The sequence below is a fragment of the Nocardia sp. FBN12 genome (assembly GCF_054031145.1).
Genome location: NZ_CM132926.1, coordinates 5777643 through 5800683, shown reverse-complemented (window position 1 = coordinate 5800683; position 23041 = coordinate 5777643). Strand labels below are relative to the sequence as shown.

Sequence of the window (23041 nt, the reverse complement as noted above, 5' to 3'; positions counted from 1 at the left end):
ACCACCAATCTAGCGTTCGGACCGATAGGCTCTCTCGAGTGACCGACCAGAAGGTAGATTCCGGGACCGCGTCAACGCCATGGCGCTCGGACGCCGAGGCAGTTCACCCCCTTGTTCGCAAAGCCGCGGCATGGAGTTGGCGGTTGCTGATCATCTTCGGCGCGTTGCTCGCGGTGGGGATGCTGGTCCAGAAGTTCGCCACGGTGGTGATCCCGCTGGCTATCGCGCTGCTCGCCGCCGCACTGCTCGCGCCGCTGGTCGATTGGATGCAGCGGGTGGGGATTCCGCGCTCGCTCGGCGTGTTCGTGGCGCTGCTGGGGTCGATCGGGCTGCTCGCGGGGGTGTTGACGTTTGTCGTCGAGCAGTTCGTCGACGGTGTGCCGGGGTTGTCCAATGAGGTCACCAACAGCGTGCACAAGGTGCAGGACTGGTTGATCAACGGCCCGCCGCATCTGAGCGACCAGCAGATCCGCAACGCGGGCGACACCATCGTGCGCACCATCCAGGACAACCGCGAGAGCCTGACCAGCGGCGCGCTGACCACCGCCACCGCCATCGGCCACATCCTCACCGGTGCGTTCCTGATCCTGTTCATCCTCATCTTCTTCCTCTACGGCGGGGATCAGATCTGGAACTTCATCACCCGGATCATCCCCACAGCGCACCGCGAAAAGGTCCGTACCGCAGGTGAACTGGGCTTCGGGACGCTGGTCGGATTCGTGCGCGCCACCGTGGTGGTCGCGGCGGTGGACGCGATCGGTATAGGAGCCGGGCTGGCGATTCTGCATGTGCCGCTTGCCTTGCCGCTGGCTTCGCTGGTGTTCATCAGCGCCTTCATCCCGATCATCGGCGCGTTCTTCGCCGGGTTCGTCGCGGTGTTCATCGCGCTGGTCACCAAGGGATTGGTGACCGCGCTGATCGTGCTCGGCATCATCGTCGCGGTGATGCAGCTGGAAGGCCATGTGCTGCAGCCACTGCTGCTCGGCCGGGCCGTGAGCATCCATCCGCTGGCCGTGGTGCTGGCGATCACCGCCGGGTTGGTCGTCGGTGGGATCGCGGGCGCGCTGCTCGCCGTGCCGTTGATCGCGGTGGGCAACACCGCGATTCGATATCTGCTCGCCGACAGTCCAGCGGAGGCCTTCGGTGAGCTGGTCGGCGCCGAGGAGCGAAAACGGTTCACCGCCGAGCCCGACAAACCGGAGCCACCGGGCCGCTTCGACGTGGCGAAGCGGCTGCGCAAGGAAGAAGAAGAGTCCGGCGATGCGGACCCACACAGCTGAGTTGAGCTCGGCCGATGCCGCCACCGCGCCGCTGTGGCGGGCTGCGCAGGCGTTTCGGCTGGTCACGCTGCTGTACGCGATCGGGCAGCAGATCGCGTCGGCGCCGTATTACGAGCATCCGCGGCTGAGTTGGGTGCTGATCGCGGTGATGGCGATCTGGTCGGGGAGTTCGGCGCTGCTGCTGTCGCAGTGGTACTTCCCCGAGGCGACCGGGAAGATTCGCGGCTGGGTGGTGTTCGGCGACCAGGTGGTGACGGTGGCGCTGATCGCCTCGACCAGGCTTGTCGCGGACTACGATTGGTATCACGGGCATCAGACGCTGCCGACGACGTTGTGGATCGCGAACTCGGTGATCTCGATGGCGATCCTGCGCGGACCGGTCGCGGGAGTTGTCGCGGGACTTGCCATGGCGGCTGTGGTGGTGACGGTGCGCGATCAGTGGGGACAGGACGTGTGGGGGGATGCCACCGCGCCCGTGCTCGTTTCGGTGGGGTTGGCGCTCGGGTTGGCGGCCAATACCGCCAGGCGGGCACAGGGGCAGCTCGAGCGGGCATTGCGGATCACGGCCGCCGCGCAGGAACGGGAGCGGTTGGCCCGTGAGGTGCACGACGGAGTGTTGCAGGTGCTCGCCTACATCAAGCGGCGCGGTGGTGAGATCGGCGGGCCCGCAACCGAACTCGCGCAGCGAGCAGGGGAGCAGGAGGTGGCGTTGCGGGTGCTGTTGTCCGAGCAGGCGCAACAGCCGGACTCCGGTTCGGGGGAAGTGGATCTGCGGCCGCTGCTGACTTCGCGGGCCACGACCACGGTGTCGGTGGCTACGCCGGGCGATCCGGTGCCGGTCGGGCAGCTGGTGGCGCACGAGATCGCCGCGGCGGTGACCACCGCGCTGTCGAATGTCGCACTGCATGCCGGGCCCGATGCGAAAGCGTATGTGCTGCTGGAAGATACCGTCGACGCAGTGGTGGTGAGTGTGCGCGACGACGGTGTCGGCATCGAGGCGGGACGACTGGAGGCAGCCGCTGCCGAAGGGAGGATGGGTGTTTCGCGGTCGATCATCGGGCGGATCGAGGCGCTCGGTGGGACCGCGGAGTTGCTCACCGAGGGGGAGGACCTCGGTACCGAGTGGGAATTCCGGATTCCGCGCCAGTCGGCGCGCTGAGAAGAGGAGCTGGGCGATGCCGGTCATTACGGTGATGGTGGTCGACGACCATCCGATGTGGCGTGAGGGCGTTTCGCGCGATCTCGCCGAGGCCGGGTTCGAGGTGTTGGCCACCGCTGACGGCGTGGGGACAGCGTCTCGGCGTGCCGCGGCCGTGCAGCCGGACGTGGTGTTGATGGACATGCAGCTCACCGATGGGAACGGGGCCGCGGCGACGGCGGAGGTGCTGCGGGTTTCGCCGCATAGCCGAGTGCTGGTGCTGTCGGCTTCGGCCGAGCGCGACGATGTGCTCGACGCGATCAAGGCGGGGGCAAGCGGGTATCTGGTGAAGAGTGCGTCGGCGGCCGAGTTGATCGATGCCGTTCGCGCCACTGCCGCAGGTCAGCCGGTGTTCACGCCCGGATTGGCCGGGTTGGTGCTCGGGGAGTATCGGCGGATGGCCACCGCGCCCGCGGCCGCCGATCAGCCGCACCGGCCGTCGTTGACCGAGCGGGAGACCGAGGTTCTGCGGATGGTGGCCAAGGGGTTGTCGGCCAAGCAGATCGCTACTCGGTTGAATCTCTCGCATCGGACGGTGGAGAACCATGTACAGGCGACGCTACGCAAGTTGCAGCTGGCGAATCGGGTAGAGCTCACCCGCTACGCCATCGAGCAGGGGCTCGAATAGTTGTCTTGAATGGGGGTTTGCCCTGATGCGCCGGGACGGTTTCGCTGGCTACCCTCGATGGCATGGGCGGTCCTGAATCCCTTTTCGTACCCGGTGCCGCGACGGCTGGTCCCGTCGGTGACCGTGAGCTGCGTGTTTCCGACGCCGAGCGGGAGCATGTCGGGCAGTTGCTGCAGCGTGCCGTCGGGCTCGGCATGCTCTCGCTCGGCGAGTTCACCGAGCGGATGGATACGGCGCTGGCCGCGAAGACTCGCGGTGAACTCAACGCTGTGCTCGTCGACCTGCCCGGAATGCGGGTGGCGGGCACACCGCAGCCCGCCGCGATGCCGCGGCCACGCCATGTTCCGGTGCCTGCCGGTGGGTCCAATCCGAGCGCGATTCGTAGCCGGTTGTCGGGGGTCCACCGGCGTGGGCCGTGGCAGGTGCCGCCGGTGTTGCATCTCAACAACCTGATGTCGGGCGTGACCTTGGACTTCACCGAGGCCGTGATGCAGACGCAGATCGTCGAGATCCAGGTCGATGACTACTGCACGAGTCTCACGTTGCTCGTCCCCGCGGCCGCCACTGTCGACCTCAACGGCCTCGATCTGGTGGGATCCTCGGCCAACAACAAGGTTCGCACCGGCCCGCCGATCGGGCCGTTGCATCTTGTCGTGCACGGTCGCATCCGGTTCGGATCGGTGACCGCGAAATACCCGCTGATGGTTCAGTGGAGGCGATTCCTGGGTTCGTGAACCCTGGGCTCTGCGGACATACGAAAGGCGCTTTTCGCGTAGGAACAGCGCGCCCGCAGGGGTTTTTACTCATGTACGGCGATCCGCACGGGTCGACTATGGAGTTATGAGTACTGCCATCGATCCCGCGCTGGTTGCCCGGCTGTCCGGAGAGTTCACCGCGCTCGGCGCACACCTGAGTCAGCTGGGCGGCGACCTGGATGTGCTGTCTGCGCAGTTGCGAGCGGAAGCGTCGCGTGCGGGCGGGTCGACCGGGGCGCCAGCGAACTGGGCTGCTCCGGTGGGGCCGCATGGTGGCGGTGCCGCGCCGTTCGGGGTTCCCGCGAACTGGGTTGGACCGTATGGGGGACCTGCTGCGCCGCCTGGGGGCGGTCCGGCCGGGCCGCGCGGTGGTGGTTTTGCACCGTACGGACAGGCAGGAGGGCCGACCGGTTGGGCGAGGTCGACCGGGCAGGGTGTTCCCACGTGGGCAGCCCGCGGCGGGCAACCAGGGCCGGTGCGGGTGCCGTGGTGGCAGCGCGAAGGAGTGATTTCCCGGGTGCTTGCCGTGGCCGGCGTCGGGGTGACCTTGGTCGGCGTGCTGATGCTGTTGGTGTTGGCCGCGCAGGCGGGGTTCTTCGGTCCGGTAGCGAGAGTCATCGCTGGCGCGGTGTTTTCCGCCGTACTGGTCGGCCTCGGCTGGCGGGTGTTCACGCGGCCCGGTGGTCGTGTCGGTGGAATTGCGTTGGTGGCCACTGGTATTGCCGGGCTGTATCTGGATGTTGTTGCGGTAACCGGGTATTACCGATGGGTGCCCGGCGGAGTCGGGCTTGCCGTGGCGCTGGTGGTGGCGCTGGTCGGGGTGGGGGTCGCGGTGCGGTGGCAGTCGCAGCCGTTGGCGGTGGGGGTGGTGTTGGGGGCCGCGGTGTTGTCGCCCGCGTTGACCACCGAATTGATGTTGCTCGGGTTCTTGGTGGTGTTGCAGGCGGCGGGGGTTCCGGTGCAGCTGCGCAGGGACTGGCCGGTACTGCACGTGGCGCGCACCTTGCCGGTGGTGCTCGCGGTGCTGGGGATGGTGGCGCTCAGTGGGATCGAAGCAGCGATCTCCGGCACGGAGGTGGAGCACAGGCAAGGGCTGCTGATCGCGGCGATCGCCGGTGCGGTGGTCGGACTGGTCGGTGCGCTGCTCGCGGTGCGCCGCAGGCCGGGCGACATCACCGCCAGCATCACGATCGCCCTCACCGTCCTCCCGGTGCTCGCCGCCGCGGCGCTGTTCGACCGGGTGGTGAGCGTGTCGATCACCGCGGTCATCGCCACAGTCCTGCTCGGCCTCGCCGCTACCGGGTTGATTCCTGCCGGCGCTGGTGCGGCGGCTTCCGGCTCGGAAACGGTCATGGGTCCCCGGCTTGATGTTGCTCGGGATGTCGGGCGGCTGGGGATCGCCCGGCACACGGCGTTGGTGGCCGCGTTGACCGGTGCGGTCGCGTTGCTGCAGACGTGCGCCGTCGCGACGGGCGGTCACCCTCGACTGATGCCGACCGCGCTTTTCGTTGCCGGTCTCGCGTTCTTCGGGGTTGCCGCCGTGAGCCGCACACGGGTCGCTGCTGGGCTCGGTGTCGCGTTCGCGCTGCTGGGCGGGCTCGTGATGCTGGCGATCGCTACGCCGGAAACGCTTGCGCTGCAACGGCTTGCGGAGCAGGATCTCGATGTCGCGACGGCGATGGCGGCAGTTGCGGGATCGGGGGTGGCGGCGATGGTGGCGTGGACCGTGCCACGGTTGCCGCGGTGCGACGATCCAGCACTCGTCACCGGAGTGTGGATCGCGGTGATTATCGCCGGGCTGTACTACGTGCTGGTCGCCGCGGTGTCGCTCGGCGTATCCCTCGGCGGCGCGGACGGTTTCATCGTCGGCCACAGCGTGGCGACCATCGTGTGGATGGTGGCCGCCACCGCCGCACTGTTCTACGGGTTGCGCCGACTCGCCACTTCACCCGTGGTCGCGAAGGTCTGCCTGGTCTCCGGCCTCCTGGTAGCCGCGGCCGCACTCGCGAAACTGTTCCTGTTCGACCTGGCCACCCTCTCCGGGCTGGTCCGGGTAGCAGCCTTCCTGGCAGTCGGAATCCTGTTGCTTCTCACCGGAACCCGCTACGCCCGCGCCTTCGCGGACTCTTCCCCGGCGCGCCAGGGTCAGTAAACAGAACGGGGCGGGGCCCGAAGGCCCCGCCCCAGCGCTCTCACGGAGCGACCTCAGTCGTCCTCGCGCCGACGCAGCAGCTCGTTCACACTCACGGTCCGACCCTCGCCACCGCTATGGCGACCCTCGTCCACGCCGGTGCCCCGGCGAGACGAGCGCAGCTGAGCCATCCAGTTCTCGATCTCATTGCGGGTGTCCGCCTGCGGTTCAGCGGATTCCGTTGCCGTGGAATCGGTTTCAGCAGCGGGTGCGGTCACCTCGTCGGACGGTTCCGCCGGCGACGCGGCGGGCGTCGGGACGGCGGTGAAGCCGGACGGCGCCTGCCATCGACCGGGGGTATCGGCCTGGTCGGCCGTCGCCTCCTCGTCGAGGTCACCCGCCGACGAGGACGGCGTGACCGGCGAGAACCGTGGTCCGCTGTCCTGATCGGGCGGATTGAAACCGCGCGGCGTGCCGGGGCCGGTCATGCCGTTGTTCCACGGAGCGCTCGGCTGCGGTTCGACCGGCACCGAGGTACCGAAAACGCCCGGGGAGGGAAGAGGTGATTCGGGTTCGGTCTCCGCGCGCGCCGCGGTACCCGGGTGCGACTCGGCACGATGCGAGCCGGGCGTTGCCGAGAAGTCAGGGCGCGGTGCCTCGGAGCCCCGCGGGTTCGAATCCGTTTCGCGCACAGCGCCGTCGACCTGTCCGGGCATGCTCGAGTCCGGTGCGGGGGTGTCGGGCGTGACCGGCCGGAGGTTCGACGCGGTCACCGGGCTGAACCCGTTGAAGGTTCCGCTCGACGGGGCCTCGTGTGGTGCCGGTGGCGTGGCACTCGGCGGGGTGTCGTGAGGTGCTGGTGGCACGGCGCTCGGCGGGGCCTCGCGCGGCGTCGGCGGGGTGTTGACGATCCGCGGAGGCTGCGGCGGGACGATCCCGCGCGGCGGGGTCGCCGTGTTCGGCCGGGCCGGGGGAACGATGCTCGGCCGCGAATCCACTGTGGGCGTACCGAATCCGGCGCCATCGCCGGTCTCGTTCGGCGTCGAAATTCGCGGCACCGGCGGCGTCTCGCCGATCACTCCCGGCGTGTACCCCGAGGGCGGCTGCACGCGCCCGGAGCCACGCGGCGGAACACCGGTGACGATGCCGGGCAGATCGAGCCCGGACCCGTTGTCGACCGGGTCGGGGTGGGAAATCGAAGGGCCACTGGGGGTTTCGGTGCCACCGCCTTCTGGCGCGGTGGTGCCTGCGGGGCCGAAGCGCGAATCGTGACCGAAGCTCGGTCCGGTGTCGCCGAACGGCGAGCTGATGCTCGGCGCGTCGGCAGTGCTGCCCGTGTGTCCGAGCTCGCTGGTGGGGCGAGTGGCGCCGCCGGGCCCGGTTTCGGGATCGCCGAGATCGGTGAGCGGTATGGGCGGGGTGCCGAAGCTCGGTCCCGAATAGCCACGGTCTTCGTCCGTGGAGCTATCCGAGGTCGAATCGTTTTGTCCCTGAGCCGGATTCGGGGTGCCCGGCTTGACGATCGGCAGCACCTGGGTCGGCTCGCCGGACACGTGGTTCGGCAGGTCGAGTCCGGATTCCGTCGGCTTCGCGCCATCCCCCTGCTCGGATTTCGCCGGCGTGCCCGGCTTCACCACCGGCAACTCGCGCGTCGGCTCACCCGAAGACAGCATCGAGGCGCGGGGACGCGTCGGATCGGGCGACATCGGCAAGCGCGGCCGAGCGGGCTCGGCGGCCTCGGCATCGGTGATCTTGTCGATGCGCTGAGTCGGCGCCTCGGCCTCGATCTCGGCGACCGTACGCGGCCTGCGCGGGGTGCGGGCCAGCTTGGAGTCGGGGACCGCCGTCATCTGCATGGTCGGCGGGTCGGTGATCGGGGTGGTCTTCACCAGGTCGACCGCGTCGCTGTTGCCAGGGCGCTCGTCGTCGAGGATGGGTTCGCCGAGGCCGATCTTCTCCTGGATCCGCTTCATCCACTTCGGCGCCCACCAGCAGTCGTCGCCGAGCAACTTCATGATCGCCGGGACAAGCAGCATGCGCAGGATGGTGGCGTCGATGAGCAGCGCCGCGATCATGCCGTAGGCGATGTACTGCATCATCACCATGTCGGAGAACGCGAACGCGCCGGTCACCACGAGCAGGATCAGCGCGGCGGCGGTGATGATTCGCCCGGTTTGGGCGGTGCCTATTCGCACGGCCTCGGTGGTGGACGCACCTTGGGCGCGGGCCTCCACCATGCGGGAGAGCAGGAAGACCTCGTAGTCGGTCGACAGGCCGTAGATGATCGCGATGATCAGCATCAAGACCGGCGCGCTGATCGGCTGTGGCGTGAAGTTCAGGAGTGTGGCGCCGTTGCCGTCGACGAAGATCCACGTGAGGATGCCGAGGGTCGCGCCGAGGCCGAGCGCGCTCATCAAGGCGGCCTTGATCGGCAGTACCAGCGAACCGAATGTCAGGAACATCAGGATCGTGGTGGTGACCAAGACGAGCAAGATCATCCACGGCATCAGTTCCATCAGCGTGTCGATGCTGTCGGCCATCAGGGTGGGCTGACCGGTGACGTACATCGTGACGCCGTCGGGTATTTCGATCGAGCGCAGGTAGTCGATCGTCGGCTCGGCGTTGTTGGTCGGATCGACCATGGGTGCCGAGGTACGGAACACCTGGGAGTTGGTCGGCGACTTGACCGGCACTTCGAACGGGCTCACCAGCCCGGGAGCTTGATTGGCTTCCTTCCAGACCTTGCCGATCGCGTTGGTGTTGTCCGAGACGAAGACCAGCTGGATCGGGTCGGTCTTCTTCATCGGGAAGACCTCGTAGAAGTGCTCGAGCGCGGAACGAGCGGGGTCGTCCGGTGGGAGGTACTTCTCGTTGATGCCGCCGAACGCCAGATCCTTGACCGGGATGATCAGCAGCAGCAGGCCGATGGTGATCGGGATGGCGATCTTGAGCGGGTGCCGCATGACCCACCGGGTCAGGTTGCCCCAGAAACCGTTCTCGACCTGCTCCGCGGTCTTGGTCTTGCGGAACCGCTTGAGGCCGAGCATGTCCACGCGCGGACCGAGGATGGCCAGCATCGCGGGCAGAATCGTGACGGCGGTCAGCGCCGCAAGGGAGACCGCCGCGATGGTGCCGTACGCGACCGACCGCAGGAAGCCCTGCGGGAAGATCAGAATGCCGCCGACGCTGGCGATGATCATCGTCGCGGAGAACACCACTGTTCGTCCAGCGGTCATGACCGACCGCCGGACGGCGGCTCTGGTGCTGTAACCCTCGGCCAGCTCCTCGCGGAAACGGCTGACGATGAACAGCCCGTAGTCGATCGCCAGGCCGAGACCGATCATCGAGACGACACCGGTGACGAAGAAGTTGACCTCGGTGAAATTGGTCAGCGCCATCACGATGCCGGTGGCGCCGAGGATCGTCAGACCACCGATGATCAGCGGCAACGCGGCCGCGACGATGCCACCGAAGATGAAGAACAGCAGGATCGCCACGGCGGGGAAGGCGATTACTTCCATTCGCTTGGAGTCGTGGTCGAGGGTGTCGGTCAGGGTGACCGCGATGGCTTGCAGGCCCGAGACCTCGACGTCGACGCCGGGGATGTAGAAGGCGTCCGCCACGGCGCGGTAGTTGGCCATCATGACGGTGTCGTTGTCACCGGCGATGGCGATCGAGGCGAACGCGTGTTTCTTGTCCTTCGACCCGAACGCCGACGGCACGGCGGGCGCGTCGCCCACCTTCCAATAGGTGCCGTTGATCTTGCCGATCTGATCGGGGTGTTCGGTGACGGCGGTACTCAGGCTGTCGACGACCTTCTTCGAGAACTCCGGGTCATCGATCGTTTTGCCCTCGGGGGCGTTGTACATGACGATGACGTCGGCCTGGTGGTCGCGGCCGTAAGACCCGTCCGCGATCTGCGCGCCCTGCACCGACTCCGAGCCAGGATCGAACCAGCCACTCTGGCTCAGCCGGGGCCCGAGCCCCATGCCGTACGCACCCAACGCCAACATCGCCCCACCGACAACCACGATGACGGCGAAGCGGAACCGATATACCAGATCGCCCCAGCGGGTGAACACTTAAGCGACTCCTTGACCAGGGCGAGAAGTGAGTAGCGCCGACAGCGGCCGGAAAGGCTGCAGCCAAGCACCCTCGTCGGGCAGCGACTCGAGACTCACCCGCGGTAGCGGTTCCCGGAATACTCCAGGGATGTCCTCGAGGTCGACGAACCCGAGGGTATCCGAAGTGACCGCCCAACTCGCGTGCTCACGAAATCCGAGTACCTGAGCTGGGATTCCCTTGGCCGCGATGGCTTCCAGTGGTTCACGGAAGGCTTGACCATCGGCCGAGGCGACCATGATTCCGGCTAAACCGCCGTCGCGCTGACGGGTCGCGATGTGGGCGAGCATATCGGCGTCGACATCGGAGTCTTCGTCGATCTTGGGCTTGGCGAACACCGCGAAACCGACGTTGCGCAGCGCTTCCACCCAGGGGCGGACCACGTCGGCGGTGCCGGGCGCGATATTGGTGAAGACGGTGGCCTCGGCCTCGATGCGCCCCTTCGAGGCGACCGAGATCTCGGCGGTGCGGGCCAGCAACCAGCGGCCGAGCGCGTCGAAACGGGGGCGATAAGCGGCGGTGGGACGTCCTCCGAGGATGGCGCCGAGCCCCATATCGAGGTTCGGCGCGTCCCAGACCAACAGCACACGTCGAACATCGGAACCGCTCAACGCCTCGGAACCGGGGCCTGCCTGGGCGGGCACCGGCATCTCGGGGGCGATCTCACTCACGCTCATCTGTCGATCTTCCCCCATATGAACTCGTTGATGGCGCTACCGGCACGCAGGCCTTTGCCCTCGAACTTGGTGACGGGCCGTTCGAAACCGATCGGCGCGGTAGTGCGGTTGGCGGCGCTGTCGCCGCCGGTGGTGTCGTTCAGGCCGGTGAACAGCGGTTCCTTGGAGCCTACTTCGAGAATATGCTCCGCGTAATCCGCGTGGTCGGTCGCCACGTGCAGCACACCGCCGGGCTTGAGTCTGCTGGCGATCAGCGCGAATGTCGGCGCCTGCAGCAGCCTGCGCTTGTGGTGGCGGGCCTTGGGCCACGGGTCGGGGAAGAACACCCGAACGCCGATCAGCGACTCCGGGGCAACCATGTTCTCGAGTACGTCGACGGCGTCGCCGCGCAGCAACCGGATGTTGTCGATCTCGTCGCGCTCGATCTGCTGAACCAGCTGGGCCAGACCCGGCTGGTACACCTCGATGCCGATCAGGTTCAGGTGCGGTTCGGCCTTGGCCATGGCGGCCGTCGCGGTGCCGGTGCCGGTGCCGATCTCGATGACCAGCGGCGCCTCGCGCCCGAACCAGGCGTCGGCGTCGACCGGATCGTTGGACACATTGCGCCCGATCACCGGCCACGTCTTGTCCCAGGAGGCCTGCTGGTTCGGCGTCAGCGCGCCGCGGCGAGTGCGGAAACTCGTGACGCGCGGGTACAGCCGGGAGCCGGTGAGTGAGCGCCTGCCGGCGTCGTCGGGCATCTCCGACAGCTTGTGGCTGGTCGGCTCGGCGTGGTTGGCGGCGTCGTTCACGTCGTCCATTGTCCAGCATGCGTGGAGCTACGCCACAGGCGAGTTCGGGGACCGCCGATCTGCCAGGTCGCGCAGTGGGTTCGCCGAGCCCCCGCTCGGCGCGGATCTGACAGAATGCCCTCCGAAAAGGGGGTGTGCAGAATGTCGACAGCCACCGAATTCGCACAGACACGGCCCGCGGACCAGCTCGACGAGCTGATCTCGCGCCTCGGTGCAGGTCGGGGCGGTGATCCGGCGATCGCCGAACAGCTCGCCGCGGCGGCCGCGCGGCGTCGACGTCCGCTGCGCATCCAGATCACCGGGCGTGCGCTCAGTGGGCGGACCACCGTGCTCGCCGCGCTCGCGTTGTTGTCCGCGCACGAGACCTCGCCGGTCGATCAGCCCGAGTCGCCCGATCCGGTTCTCGACGGTGATCTGGTCATCTATGTGCTGGCCGGTGCGCCGCAGGCCGCCGACTATCGCCTGCTCGCCACCGTGCCGAAGGGTCGCGGTCTTGTCGTGCTCAACAAGGCCGACGCGGTCGGCGCGCGCTGGGGTGAGGCCGTGGCCGCGGCGCAGCGGCACGCGCAGGAAATCGGCCTGCCGATCGTGCCGATCGTCGCGTCTGTCGCCGCCCGGACCAGGGCGGGAGCGGTGAGCGCCGACGATCTGAGCGATCTGCGCAGGCTCGCCGTCGGCCCCGATGTGCCCTCGGTGCTGGCGGCCGATCTGTTCATCGGCAGCGGTTCCGACCAGGACGCGCGCAGGCGCCTGATCGCCAATTGGGATCTCTACGGCGTTGATTGCGCGCTGTCGGCCTTGCGCGCCGATCCCGACCTGCCCGCGTCGGCACTCATCCAGATCCTGCACTCCGCGAGCGGGATCGACCCGTTGCACAAGCTGGTCCACCGCCGGTACGAGCAGGTGGAAGCGGTACGCGGCGGCGAACTGCTCGACCAGCTGATCCGGCTGGCGGCCCGCGCGGTCCCCGGCGACGGTGGGCGCGCCCGCGAACAGATCGAGCACTACCTCGCCGGTGACGAAGCGCTCTGGGCCGGACTGTGCGCCGGCTTGGCCTGCCCGCAGGTCTCGCACCTGGCCGCCGGCTACCCGTCACCCTCGCCCGCCGACGCCGACGAGGCACTCGCCCGCGCCACCCGCTGGCGTGCCGTGGTGTCCAGCGATATGCCCCCCGCCGCCCGCCGCGCTGCCCTTCGCGTCCACAACGGCTATGTCAGAGCCTGGGAGCGGATGTCCAGTGCCGGACTCTGAGGCCCCCGATCCAGGTTCGGCCGCCGACGCGCGAGGCACCGGCGATCCGAGCACCTCGGCGGATCACGGTACGGCCGACGAGGAGCAGGGCGACAGAGCTGACGATCCGGGCGCCGCGTCCGGTCGTTCGCCGATCGACGATCCGAACGCGCTCTCGCCTGCGGTAGACGCGGTGATCGAACGGTGGAATCCCCAGGGCGCCGCACTGCTGCGGGCGATGGCCGGTGCGGGCCATGGCACCACTGTCGACTTCTATGCCCCCGACGACGCCAACACCACCCTGCTCCGCACCGAACTCGCGCGCTTCGAACCCCATATCGACCTGGCCGATCCCACCTCGGGTACCGAACCCGCCGCGGCGCTCATCCTCTTCGACGCGGGCAGTGTCCTCGGCGCGGACATGTTCGCCCTGATCGATCGCCTGCGCGCCGCCGACCGGCGAATCCTGCTCGCCATGAACGGCTTTCACGCCTATCAGGACTGGCGCGCGACCCGCGATCGCAACCTCGAACTGCTCGCCGCCCGCGGCATCACCGACCTCGACATCGTCGCCGTCTCGGCCCGCATGTCCGCCGCGGCCCGCGCCGCCGACGACTCCGCCCTGCTCGACCGCTCCGGCGTCGCCGGACTGCACGCCACCCTCGCCGCCGCCACCGCGAAGGGACCGGCCGACGGCGCTCAGCGCCGCACCGCCGTGCGCACCCGGGTCCTCGCCGACACCAGGGCGCGAATCGACGAGCAGATCACCGCCCTGCGCTCCGGCACTGACACCGCCCGGATCCGGGAGGAACGCATCGGCCTGGCCGCCGAGCGCGACGGCGGCCGTCAGGCCGGGCTGGCCGCCGTGCGCAGCCAGGTCCAGCTCGCCCGCGTCGACCTGACCGCCGAACTCGGCTCGATGGTGCGCGCGCTGCACACCCGTTCCCGCGCCGAACTCGACCGCTGCGACCGCGCCGAGCTACGCGCCTATCCCCAGCGACTCCAGCAGGCGGCCGGTGAACTCTCGGCCTCGGTCGACGCCGTGATCGACGATCGAGTCATCGAAGCCGCCCGCCGCATCGGCACCGCCGCACCGACCGCCCGCCGGCGCGATCCGGCGCCCCGGGTCGGTCCAGATCCCGGCAAGCGGCACCGTGGTGTCGAAGATCACCTCATGATCGCCCTCGGCGCGTCGGCCGGTGTCGGCCTCGGCAGGCTGATCGTGGCGCCGCTGTCGCTGGTGCCGACACTCGATGTGGCGAGCGTCCCGGTGACGCTGCTGCTCGGCGCGGGCGCGGCCGCCTGGGTGGTGCGCGCCCGCGGCCAGCTCGCCGAGCGCAACCACATGTCGCAGTGGGTCTCCGAAGCGTTGGTGAACATCAAAGCCCAGCTCGAGCAGCGTGTCGCGGCGGTGCTGGTTGACATCGAGGCCGAGCTGGCCGAGCACGTGGTGCGCGAATCGACCGCCCGCGCGATCGCCGTCGACAGGCGTGTCACCGAGCTCGACGCGCTCGCGCGCAGGCTCGTCGCGGAGCGCCCCGCGCAGCTGACCGCGTGCGAGCGCGACATCGCCACACTCGATCAACTGTGAGCGCGGGATTGACTGATACACCTATGGGTACCCGTTAGGGAGCCCGATGCCGTATCGGTCGTCATATCGCGTTAACCTGGAGGCAGGAACCTGGGCGTCCGCTCTTGCCAGTCGATGCGCGGCCATCGTCCGTGTACGGCCTTTTCTCAGCCGTCTCTCGGGGTTGTGCGACGGTTGGTCTCGGCGGACGCCTTACCCGCCCATGGTGGCGATCGATGGATCGAACAACCGCCCATCTCAGGAGAGTTTTCATGACCTCAGCGACCATTCCTGGTCTTCGTGGATCCGACGGCAAGGCGCCGACCGAGCACAGTGAACTGCTCGCCTGGGTACAGGAAGTCGCAGAGCTCACCACCCCCGACCGCGTGGTCTGGGCCGACGGCTCCGACGCGGAATGGGATCGCCTGACCACGCAGCTGGTCGAGGCGGGCACCTTCAAGCAGCTCGACGAGAAGAAGAAGCCGAACTCCTTCCTCGCGCTGTCCGATCCCTCCGATGTGGCCCGCGTCGAATCGCGCACCTACATCTGTTCCAAGACCGAGGCCGACGCCGGCCCGACCAACAACTGGGTCGACCCCGCCGAGATGCGCGCCACCATGACCGAGCTGTACCGCGGCTCGATGAAGGGCCGCACCATGTACGTGGTGCCGTTCTGCATGGGCCCGCTCGGCGCCGAGGACCCCAAGCTGGGCGTGGAGATCACCGACTCCGAGTACGTGGTCGTCTCGATGCGCGTGATGACCCGCATGGGCGCCGCCGCCCTGGAGAAGCTGGGCACCGATCGTCCGTTCGTGAAGGCGCTGCACTCCGTGGGCGCGCCGCTCGCCGAGGGCCAGGCCGACGTGCCGTGGCCGTGCAGCGACACCAAGTACATCACCCACTTCCCCGAGGACCGCGAGATCTGGTCCTTCGGTTCGGGCTACGGCGGCAACGCGCTGCTCGGCAAGAAGTGCTACTCGCTGCGCATCGCCTCGGCGATGGCCCACGACGAGGGCTGGCTGGCCGAGCACATGCTGATCCTCAAGCTGATCTCGCCCGAGAACAAGAACTACTACATCGCCGCCGCGTTCCCGAGCGCCTGTGGCAAGACCAACCTCGCGATGATCCAGCCGACCATCCCGGGCTGGCGCGCGGAGACCCTGGGCGACGACATCGCCTGGATGCGTTTCGGCAAGGACGGCCAGCTCTACGCCGTGAACCCGGAGTTCGGTTTCTTCGGCGTCGCGCCGGGCACCAACCACAGCTCCAACCCCAACGCGATGGCCACCATCGACGCGGGCAACACCGTCTACACCAACGTCGCCCAGACCGACGACAACGATGTGTGGTGGGAGGGTCTCGAAGGCGACCCGCAGCACCTGATCGACTGGAAGGGCAACGACTGGACCCCCGAGTCCGAGGGCCACGCCGCGCACCCGAACTCGCGCTACTGCACCCCGATGTCGCAGTGCCCCACCCTGGCGCCGGAGTGGGACGACCCGCAGGGCGTGCCGATCTCGGCCATCCTGTTCGGCGGTCGCCGCAAGACCACTGTTCCGCTGGTGACCGAGTCGTTCGGCTGGGAGCACGGCGTGTTCATGGGCGCCACCATGGGCTCGGAGCAGACCGCCGCCGCCGAGGGCAAGGTCGGCACCGTCCGTCGCGACCCGATGGCGATGCTGCCGTTCCTCGGCTACCACGTGGGCGACTACCTCAACCACTGGATCGACCTCGGCAAGAACGCCGACGCGAACAAGCTGCCGAAGATCTTCTACGTCAACTGGTTCCGTCGTGGCGACGACGGCCGCTTCCTGTGGCCCGGATTCGGTGAGAACTCCCGCGTGCTGGAGTGGATCGTCGGCCGCATCGAAGGCCGCTCGGGCGCCACGGCCACCGCGGTCGGCAACGTGCCCTCGGCTGCCGATCTCGACCTGGACGGCCTCGACGTGGTCGCCGCCGACGTCGACGAGGCGCTCGCGGTGAACGCCGACGAGTGGCGCAAGGAGATCCCGTCGATCGAGGAATGGTTCGAGTTCGTCGGCGACAAGCTGCCTTCGGGCGTGCGTGACGAGTTCGAGGCACTCAAGGAGCGCCTGGGCTGATCCCCCGAACACAGAACCGCCCGTACCTCTCGGTACGGGCGGTTTTTTTGTGCTCCCAGTTCGTCGGACGATTTCCGCGGTCTCTTTATGGGTACATCTGTCGATGTCAGAGAGTCGCTGGTGGCGTCGGCGCAACTGTCGCCTATATTTCCTCTCGAGCTGAACCCCCGCGAGACTCCTGCACCGCCACGAGAACGCTGAGAGGTGGTTTGACGCATGACCGATCTGGTGACCGGATTCGAGTCCGACACCTATTCGAGCACGCCCCTGCAGCGAGTGGCTGGGCGGTTGGAGCGGGTGCTGCCCCCGGGCTGGCGGGTCGAGGTCGTCGACCTACCTGCCCGGGGTGAGGTAGCCGCGCAGCCTGTCCTCCGGGTACTGATGCCGGAGAATTAGGAAGTCCGGCAGAGTGATGCGCACGCGTTGGTGTGCGTGCGCATTCTCGGACTACTCGGCGGTCCAGCCCATCGGCATCAGGACGGACTTCTGCTCGCAGAAGGCGTCGAGGCCTTCGGGGCCGTTCTCGCGGCCGATGCCGGAGTTCTTGTAGCCGCCGAACGGTGCGGTCGGGTCGAAGGCGTACCAGTTGATCGCGAAGGTACCGGTGCGGATCCGGGCCGCGACCTCGGCGCCGTGCTCGATATCGGTGGTCCACACCGAACCGGCGAGCCCGTAGTCCGAGTCGTTGGCGATCGCGATGGCCTCGTCCTCGGTCTCGTACGGGATCACCGAGAGCACCGGACCGAAGATCTCCTCCTGGGCGATGGTGCTCGAATTGTCGACGTCGGCGAAGATCGTCGGCTCCACGAACCAGCCGCGCTCCACGCCATCGGGCCTGCCGCCGCCGAGCACGAGCCGAGCACCCTCTGCCTTGCCCTTGGCGATGTAGCTCTCCACCCGGTCGCGCTGCTTTTCGCTGATCAGCGGGCCGAGCTGGGTCGCGGGATCGGTCGGGTCACCGGTCTGCATGGTCTTCACGTGCGCGACCAGGGCGTCGACGATCTCGTCATAGCGACTGCGCGGCGCGAGAATTCGCGTCTGCGCGACGCACCCCTGACCGCTGTTCATCAGCCCGGAGAACGCGAGCACCGGAATGCTCGCGGCCAGGTCGACATCGGGCAGCACGATCGCGGCCGACTTGCCGCCGAGCTCCAGCGACACCGTCTTGAGCTGCTCACCGGCCAGCGCGGCCAGCTTCCGGCCGACCGGGGTGCTGCCGGTGAAGGTCACCTTGTCGACGCCGGGGTGGCCCGCGAGGTACTCACTGGCCTCGGCTTCGGCGGGCAGCACCGAGAGCACGCCGTCGGGCAGGCCCGCCTCGGTGAAGATGTCGGCGAGAATGTTCGCGGTCAACGGAGTCAGCGGCGATGGCTTGAGTACCACGGTGCAGCCGGCCAGCAACGCGGGTCCGAGCTTGTTCGCGGCGAGGAACAACGGGACATTCCAGGCGGTGATCGCGGCAACCACACCGCGCGGTTCCCGTGACACACGCGAGGTTCCGAACAGGCCGACTCGAGTCTCGTTCCAGGCGAACGTCTTCGCGAGTTCGACGATCGCGTCCAACGCCGCGACGGCCGGAATCTGGTTGAGTGTCAAGGCCGCTAACGTCGGCGCACCCATCTCCGCGGTGAGCGCGGCGAGCAATTCCGGCGAACGCTGCTCGATCAGCCGGGCGACCTTGCCGAGTACCTCCGCTCGTTCCAGTGGCGGCGTCGATGGCCACGGCCCGCTGTCGAACGCGTCGCGCGCGGCGGCGACCGCCGCGTCGACATCGGCGTTCGTTACCGCCGGCACGCTGCCGACGGTCTCCTCCGTTGCAGGGGAGACCACCGAAATGCGGTCACTACCGGCCGGGGTGGTCCACTTCCCGCCGATGAACAGACTGTCGTAGTGCATAAGAACACGTTACAGTTTTGCGGGCGAATTGTCTGCAACCTGTTCTAATTCGCTGCGGCGCAACGACTGTGAAGATTGTGAATTCCAACCTGTCGGTTCGCTTTTCGGGGAAACGCACTATTGCGTTCCGCTGGTGAAAGGTGGATGCTTTAGCTACTGATCAGCTCGCTCGATTCATCGGACATTAACAGCGAATTGGGGAGACCGACGCATGGCTGTGCAAGTGATCGGCCGATCGTTGATGACCAGCGACCAGACCGACCATCAAGCGAAAAGTGTGGGTAGCGGCGGATGGGTTGTCTCATTCCTGCCGGGCCGCACACTCACGATCGAGCAGGCGACTGCCGCCATCCAGGCCGCTGAGGCGGTTGCGATGGTCGGCGCGCTGGCCGATCAGGTCGGCCTGACCACGCTGGAGACCGTTGGCCTGGCGATTCAGGAATCGCCGTGGGTCAGGGTGTTACCCGAGCCGATTCGGAGGTCGCGGCGCTTGAGCTGGCTGGCCTGATCAGTCCTTGGTCGCCACCACTACCAAGTTGCTGACCAGTAGCTCTCGGATCACCGGAACTCGGACGAGCCACCAGGCCCACCGCGGGTGGTAGCGCGGGAAAATGGTCCGCACGTCGGCTGAAGTCGTTGCCGCCCAGCGCAACCCGTCAGCTGCCGTCACCGCGAACAGTGATCGGCCGAACCTGTTCTTCGGTTCGTGTCCGTGCTTGCGCCGGTACCGGCGGGCCGCGAACTCGCCACCGACGTAATGCCAGAGGCCGGTCTCGTGACCACCGAAGGGCCCGTGCCACACCGTGTACGAGTACACGATGAGGCCGCCGGGCTTGGTCACCCGCACCATCTCGTCCGCCATCAGCCACGGCTGCGGCACGTGCTCGGCGACATTTGAGGAGAAGCAGACGTCGAAGGCGTTGTCGCGGAACGGCAATGCCATCCCCGATCCGCGCACCGAGCCCGACACCCGCAGCCCGGCCGCGTGCATCTCCGACGGGTCCGGCTCCACCGACACATAGCGCGCGCCAACCGCGGTGAACTCGTCGGCGAAGTAGCCGGGTCCGCCGCCGACGTCGAGCACCACGGTGCCGGTGAGGTCGCGACCGGTGATGTCGGCGTAGAAGTCGCTGATCAGCTCGGCGCTGTCGGTGGCGATGCCGCCGTAGAAGCGCGCCGGGTCGGTCTGCTCGAAGCGGAAGCTCGTGAGCAGGCGCAGCGAGCGGCGCAGGGTGGCGCGGCGCGCGAACCTGGATCGGTCACGGCGCGCGACGGGCTGCTCGGTTCTCGGCTGGGTGGCGGTCGACACGGGCAGGAGTTTATTGGGAGCCCGTTCCGGTCCGTGAGGTGTGGGGTGAGTTGGAGCCCGGTACCAGCGATAAGCGAGGGTCTCCACGTCCGGAAGCGGGCGTGATCGGTCGGCCTCCGGGGTGTCATCGCGCGATCTGGGCGGGGGCTGGCGATACGAGCGTGTTGCGTGGAGCACACCCGCTAGGGTGGGGGCCGACGTTTGTCTGCCACCGAACCGATTGCGAGACCCGACCGTGCGTGAAGTCCTCCTACTCTGCTGGCGTGACACCGGGCACCCACAGGGTGGCGGCAGCGAGCGGTATCTGGAGCAGGTCGGCGCGCAGCTGGCCGCGCGTGGCATCAAGGTCACCCTACGGACGGCCGGGTATCCCGGTGCGCCGAAGCGCGAGCGGATCGACGGGATCGACATCAGTCGCGCGGGTGGGCGCTTTACCGTGTATCCCCGCGCGCTGGCCGCCATCGTGGCCGGTCGGCTCGGTTTCGGCCCACTGAAGGGCCTGCGTCCCGATGTCGTGATCGACACCCAGAACGGCATTCCCTTCTTCGCCACCGCCACGGGCGTGCCCTCGGTGGTGCTGGTTCATCACGGGCACCGCGAGCAGTGGCCGGTGGCCGGTCGCCTGGTCGGGCGGATCGGCTGGTGGATCGAATCCACGCTGTCCCCGCGCGTGCACCGCGACAATCAGTACCTCACCGTCTCGCTGCCCTCGGCCGAGGAGCTGTCGGTGCTCGGTGTGGACCGTGAGCGCATCGCGGTGGTCCGCAACGGCGCCGAACCGGTCCCGGACGAGGTCGTCCCCGGCGCCGACGCTACCCGCGCCACCCATCCCCGCATCGCGGTCCTCTCGCGGCTGGTACCGCACAAGCAGATCGAAGACGCGCTCACCGCCGTCGCCCACCTGCGCGAACGCTTCCCCGACGTGCACCTCGACGTCATCGGCGACGGCTGGTGGGCGCCCAACCTGCGCGACTGCGCCGCCGCACTCGGCATCGCCGAGGCTGTCACCTTCCACGGCCACGTCGACGAACGCCGCAAACACGAGATCCTCTCGACCGCCTGGGTCCACGTGATGCCCTCGCGCAAGGAAGGCTGGGGCCTGGCCGTCATCGAAGCCGCTCAGCACGGCGTCCCCACGATCGGTTACCGCAGCTCCCGAGGCCTTACCGACTCCATCGTCGACGGCGTCACCGGCCTGCTCGTCGACGACGCTCCCGCCCTCGCCGCCGCCGCCGCCGAGCTCCTCGCCGACCCCGAGACCCGGCTGGTCATGGGCGAAAAGGCCCGCGCCCGAGCAGGCGAGTTCTCCTGGGAACAGACCGGCGCCGGTGTTTACGAAGTCCTCGCGGCGGCCGCCCGCGGGCGCAACGTCAGCGGATTGGTCTCCCCGGCCCGGGTCTAGCCGACTCGGTTACCGGCTGCCGCTCGATCCGCCTGCCCGTGCGGTCCGGGCGCAGTGCCGCGGCGATCAGTCCGGTGAGGAGCAGGATCGCCCAGAGGAGGTGGGCCGCGGCGGAGACTCGGCGCTGGGACGGGGTGGCGGTGTCGAGAAGCGCGGGGGAGGAAATCCGGTACAGGGCCAGGTCCTTGTCCTGGAACGTCAATTCGGCTGTGGCGAGGGTGTTTTCGGAGCTGCCGAGGGGCCCGGGGGTGGTGCGCTCGATCAGGATCCAGCCGACGCCGAGAGCTGCTAGATCGCTGGCCGGGGCGCCTTCGAGCAGTGCTTGCTCGACTGTGCGGGCGCGGTTGCCCTCGCCGGCCACCGCGTAGCCGCGGACTCGGAGTTCGCCGGTTTGCAGGACGTCGCTGGGGAGGATGCGGGGAGCGGGGTCGAGGACGGGAACTGCTCCGCTGTAAGGGAATCGGCGGAACATCCCGGCGGGAAGAACGGCGATATCGCCGGGACCATCGATGTGGTCGACGACCTGCTGCCAGCCGGCGGGGTAGTGGACGGGACGCATGGCGCCGCCGACTCCCCAGGCGAGGTCGGCCAGCGGGAGGGTGAGCAGAAGAACGAAAAGGATTGCGGCGGCACGAAATCCGGTCTGAGTAGCGTGAACAGACTGGCGCTCGTCGGCAACACCTGGATTCTTCGCGTCGTGCGCCGATATTCGGCGGGCCGCTTCGGTGACGGTTCGGCACGCGGCGGCCGCGCACAGCGCGTACGCGGGCATCGCCAATGCCACGTATTTCTGCGTATCCCGGAGCAATCCGGCGCCGGGAACGTGCACCACCAACCATTCCCCGGCGGCCAGCCCCCAGCTGGTCGCGCCGAGGGCGGGCAGCACGATCGCCACCGCCGCGATCACCAGCAACGCTCGCCCGTCACGCCCCAGCGCCCACACCGCGCGCACTCCGCAGGCGACGATGGCGAGCAGTAATACGGTGCCGACCAGGGCGAGTGGGGTCGTACGGCTCGCGGGTACGGCCTCACCGTTCCAGATCCCGCCCAGCCCGGCGAGGCTGCCGAGCGTGCCGAGCCACGGCTCGGCCCGTGCCGCGAACGCTGATACCCCGGCCGGGTCCGACGGTTCGGCCCCCGATCCGAGCGCGGTCGCGGTCAGCCAGGGCGCGCAGGTCGCGATCCAGAGCACGACGGCGGGGAGAAATGCCCGTCGCCCGATCAGCGCCAGCCCGATGACAGCGGCCAGCAGCGAACCGGTCGGGGTCAACCCGGCCGCGGCGAAGCTCGCCGTCAGGGCGGCCCAACCACCGAGAGATCCACTGCGGCAAGCCAACCCGAAGCGCCGGGCCGCGACCGCCTCGTCGGCGGAGTCGGTGCGCTCGAATGCCTTCGACGGCTCGGCAGAGTCGGTGCGCTCGGATGCCCGCGAGCTGCCGACAGTGCCGGTGCCACGGGGTGGGTGCGCGCTGTGTGCGTCGTTGGTTGCTGTTCGGATGCGCGTGGCGGCGAGGGCGACCCAGGGGAGGGCAGCGTAACCGGCGAGCAGGCTCCAATGTCCTTGCAGAAGGCGTTCCGCGACAAAGGGATTCCACAGTGCGAGGGTCGCGGCGACCAATTGCGCGCCGGTGGCGGCGCAAACGAAGCGTCGGGCGAGCGCTGCCGCGCCGTACCCGGCCGACCACAGCGCGACGATGAGGATCGCCTTCACGAGAATTCCGCCGTCGACGACCGGGGAGAGCGCGGCGAGTAGCGCGTCCTGGGGGACGGCCCGCGGGGCGGCGGCGCCGAGGCCGAGCGCTGAATCGGTGGGGTACGAGCGCGGGGTGCTCACCGCGTCGCGCAGCAGCAGGTAGCCCGACCCGGCGAGTGGACCGACGATGATCGCCGTGAGAAGCGCGCAGTATCCGGCCACCAAGGCCCTTGCCCGCCCACTACTCATCACGTCAG

The 23041-nt window shown here is 68.4% G+C and carries 17 protein-coding genes; 11 read left to right on the top strand and 6 right to left on the bottom strand.

All coding sequences use genetic code 11. The annotated features are described in order from the left end of the window. Positions 1-38 precede the first annotated feature (38 nt). The 5 genes from ACWZHB_RS27395 (at position 39) to ACWZHB_RS27375 (ending at position 6013) form a co-directional block, all read left to right on the top strand. Entirely contained in the window at positions 39-1280 is a 1242-nt protein-coding gene (locus ACWZHB_RS27395; protein WP_427904665.1) for an AI-2E family transporter, read from the top strand. Beyond that, complete coding sequence (macS, locus tag ACWZHB_RS27390; RefSeq protein WP_427904664.1) at positions 1261-2439, top strand: MacS family sensor histidine kinase; 1179 nt, start codon at positions 1261-1263, stop codon at positions 2437-2439. Before ACWZHB_RS27395 ends, macS begins: the two co-directional genes overlap by 20 nt. Positions 2440-2455: 16 nt before the next feature. Further along, positions 2456-3106 (top strand): response regulator, encoded by a 651-nt coding sequence (locus ACWZHB_RS27385; protein WP_427904663.1) that lies wholly within the window; start codon positions 2456-2458, stop codon positions 3104-3106. 62 nt (positions 3107-3168) lie between these two features. Then, complete coding sequence (locus tag ACWZHB_RS27380; protein WP_387216122.1) at positions 3169-3840, top strand: DUF1707 SHOCT-like domain-containing protein; 672 nt, start codon at positions 3169-3171, stop codon at positions 3838-3840. 538 nt (positions 3841-4378) lie between these two features. Continuing rightward, complete coding sequence (locus ACWZHB_RS27375; RefSeq protein ID WP_427904662.1) at positions 4379-6013, top strand: DUF2339 domain-containing protein; 1635 nt, start codon at positions 4379-4381, stop codon at positions 6011-6013. Between the two features lie 53 nt (positions 6014-6066). Here ACWZHB_RS27375 and ACWZHB_RS27370 read toward each other — a convergent pair whose 3' ends face one another. From ACWZHB_RS27370 to trmB, 3 genes are read right to left on the bottom strand one after another with little or no spacing between them, the layout of a single operon-like run. Then, positions 6067-10074: an MMPL family transporter gene (locus tag ACWZHB_RS27370; RefSeq protein WP_427904661.1), complete on the bottom strand. Its 4008-nt coding sequence runs from the start codon at positions 10072-10074 to the stop codon at positions 6067-6069. Next, positions 10075-10791 carry an NYN domain-containing protein gene (locus ACWZHB_RS27365; protein ID WP_427904660.1) on the bottom strand — a complete coding sequence of 239 codons (717 nt, stop codon included), beginning with the start codon at positions 10789-10791 and terminating at the stop codon, positions 10075-10077. Continuing rightward, positions 10788-11591 carry a tRNA (guanosine(46)-N7)-methyltransferase TrmB gene (trmB, locus tag ACWZHB_RS27360; protein ID WP_427904659.1) on the bottom strand — a complete coding sequence of 268 codons (804 nt, stop codon included), beginning with the start codon at positions 11589-11591 and terminating at the stop codon, positions 10788-10790. The genes ACWZHB_RS27365 and trmB overlap by 4 nt, the downstream gene beginning before the upstream one ends. A 132-nt stretch (positions 11592-11723) precedes the next feature. On the opposite strand from trmB, the gene ACWZHB_RS27355 reads away from it, so the two are divergent. The 4 genes from ACWZHB_RS27355 to ACWZHB_RS27340 all read left to right on the top strand — a co-directional run bounded on the left by ACWZHB_RS27355 (position 11724) and on the right by ACWZHB_RS27340 (position 16880). Further along, entirely contained in the window at positions 11724-12833 is a 1110-nt protein-coding gene (locus ACWZHB_RS27355; protein ID WP_427904658.1) for a hypothetical protein, read from the top strand. Next, positions 12820-14403, top strand: coding sequence for a hypothetical protein (locus ACWZHB_RS27350; protein ID WP_427904657.1), 1584 nt, complete (start codon positions 12820-12822; stop codon positions 14401-14403). The genes ACWZHB_RS27355 and ACWZHB_RS27350 overlap by 14 nt, the downstream gene beginning before the upstream one ends. A 251-nt stretch (positions 14404-14654) precedes the next feature. Then, entirely contained in the window at positions 14655-16484 is a 1830-nt protein-coding gene (locus ACWZHB_RS27345) for a phosphoenolpyruvate carboxykinase (GTP) (protein WP_427904656.1), read from the top strand. A gap of 216 nt (positions 16485-16700) precedes the next feature. Then, positions 16701-16880: a hypothetical protein gene (locus ACWZHB_RS27340; protein ID WP_410871358.1), complete on the top strand. Its 180-nt coding sequence runs from the start codon at positions 16701-16703 to the stop codon at positions 16878-16880. A 51-nt stretch (positions 16881-16931) separates the two neighbouring features. Here ACWZHB_RS27340 and ACWZHB_RS27335 read toward each other — a convergent pair whose 3' ends face one another. Next, positions 16932-18380 (bottom strand): aldehyde dehydrogenase, encoded by a 1449-nt coding sequence (locus ACWZHB_RS27335; RefSeq protein ID WP_427904655.1) that lies wholly within the window; start codon positions 18378-18380, stop codon positions 16932-16934. A gap of 241 nt (positions 18381-18621) precedes the next feature. On the opposite strand from ACWZHB_RS27335, the gene ACWZHB_RS27330 reads away from it, so the two are divergent. Next, positions 18622-18888, top strand: coding sequence for a hypothetical protein (locus ACWZHB_RS27330; protein WP_427904654.1), 267 nt, complete (start codon positions 18622-18624; stop codon positions 18886-18888). Here ACWZHB_RS27330 and ACWZHB_RS27325 read toward each other — a convergent pair whose 3' ends face one another. After that, positions 18889-19689 carry a class I SAM-dependent methyltransferase gene (locus tag ACWZHB_RS27325; protein WP_427904653.1) on the bottom strand — a complete coding sequence of 267 codons (801 nt, stop codon included), beginning with the start codon at positions 19687-19689 and terminating at the stop codon, positions 18889-18891. A 235-nt stretch (positions 19690-19924) separates the two neighbouring features. Between ACWZHB_RS27325 and ACWZHB_RS27320 the strand changes: the two genes are divergently transcribed. Further along, positions 19925-21091: a glycosyltransferase family 4 protein gene (locus ACWZHB_RS27320; RefSeq protein WP_427904652.1), complete on the top strand. Its 1167-nt coding sequence runs from the start codon at positions 19925-19927 to the stop codon at positions 21089-21091. Here the strand turns inward: ACWZHB_RS27320 and ACWZHB_RS27315 are convergent. After that, on the bottom strand, positions 21060-23033 hold the full coding sequence (locus ACWZHB_RS27315) for a hypothetical protein (protein WP_427904651.1): 1974 nt from the start codon (positions 23031-23033) through the stop codon (positions 21060-21062). The genes ACWZHB_RS27320 and ACWZHB_RS27315 overlap by 32 nt on opposite strands. Positions 23034-23041: the final 8 nt, after the last annotated feature.

Excerpts from the sequence above, each read along its gene's own strand:
- ACWZHB_RS27380 (WP_387216122.1), top strand. The coding sequence starts at position 3,169 with ATGGGCGGTCCTGAATCCCTTTTCGTACCCGGTGCCGCGACGGCTGGT.
- ACWZHB_RS27340 (WP_410871358.1), top strand. The coding sequence starts at position 16,701 with ATGACCGATCTGGTGACCGGATTCGAGTCCGACACCTATTCGAGCACG.
- ACWZHB_RS27345 (WP_427904656.1), top strand. The coding sequence starts at position 14,655 with ATGACCTCAGCGACCATTCCTGGTCTTCGTGGATCCGACGGCAAGGCG.
- ACWZHB_RS27385 (WP_427904663.1), top strand. The coding sequence starts at position 2,456 with ATGCCGGTCATTACGGTGATGGTGGTCGACGACCATCCGATGTGGCGT.
- ACWZHB_RS27315 (WP_427904651.1), bottom strand. The coding sequence starts at position 23,033 with ATGAGTAGTGGGCGGGCAAGGGCCTTGGTGGCCGGATACTGCGCGCTT.
- ACWZHB_RS27355 (WP_427904658.1), top strand. The coding sequence starts at position 11,724 with ATGTCGACAGCCACCGAATTCGCACAGACACGGCCCGCGGACCAGCTC.
- trmB (WP_427904659.1), bottom strand. The coding sequence starts at position 11,591 with ATGGACGACGTGAACGACGCCGCCAACCACGCCGAGCCGACCAGCCAC.
- ACWZHB_RS27365 (WP_427904660.1), bottom strand. The coding sequence starts at position 10,791 with ATGAGCGTGAGTGAGATCGCCCCCGAGATGCCGGTGCCCGCCCAGGCA.
- macS (WP_427904664.1), top strand. The coding sequence starts at position 1,261 with ATGCGGACCCACACAGCTGAGTTGAGCTCGGCCGATGCCGCCACCGCG.
- ACWZHB_RS27335 (WP_427904655.1), bottom strand. The coding sequence starts at position 18,380 with ATGCACTACGACAGTCTGTTCATCGGCGGGAAGTGGACCACCCCGGCC.
- ACWZHB_RS27330 (WP_427904654.1), top strand. The coding sequence starts at position 18,622 with ATGACCAGCGACCAGACCGACCATCAAGCGAAAAGTGTGGGTAGCGGC.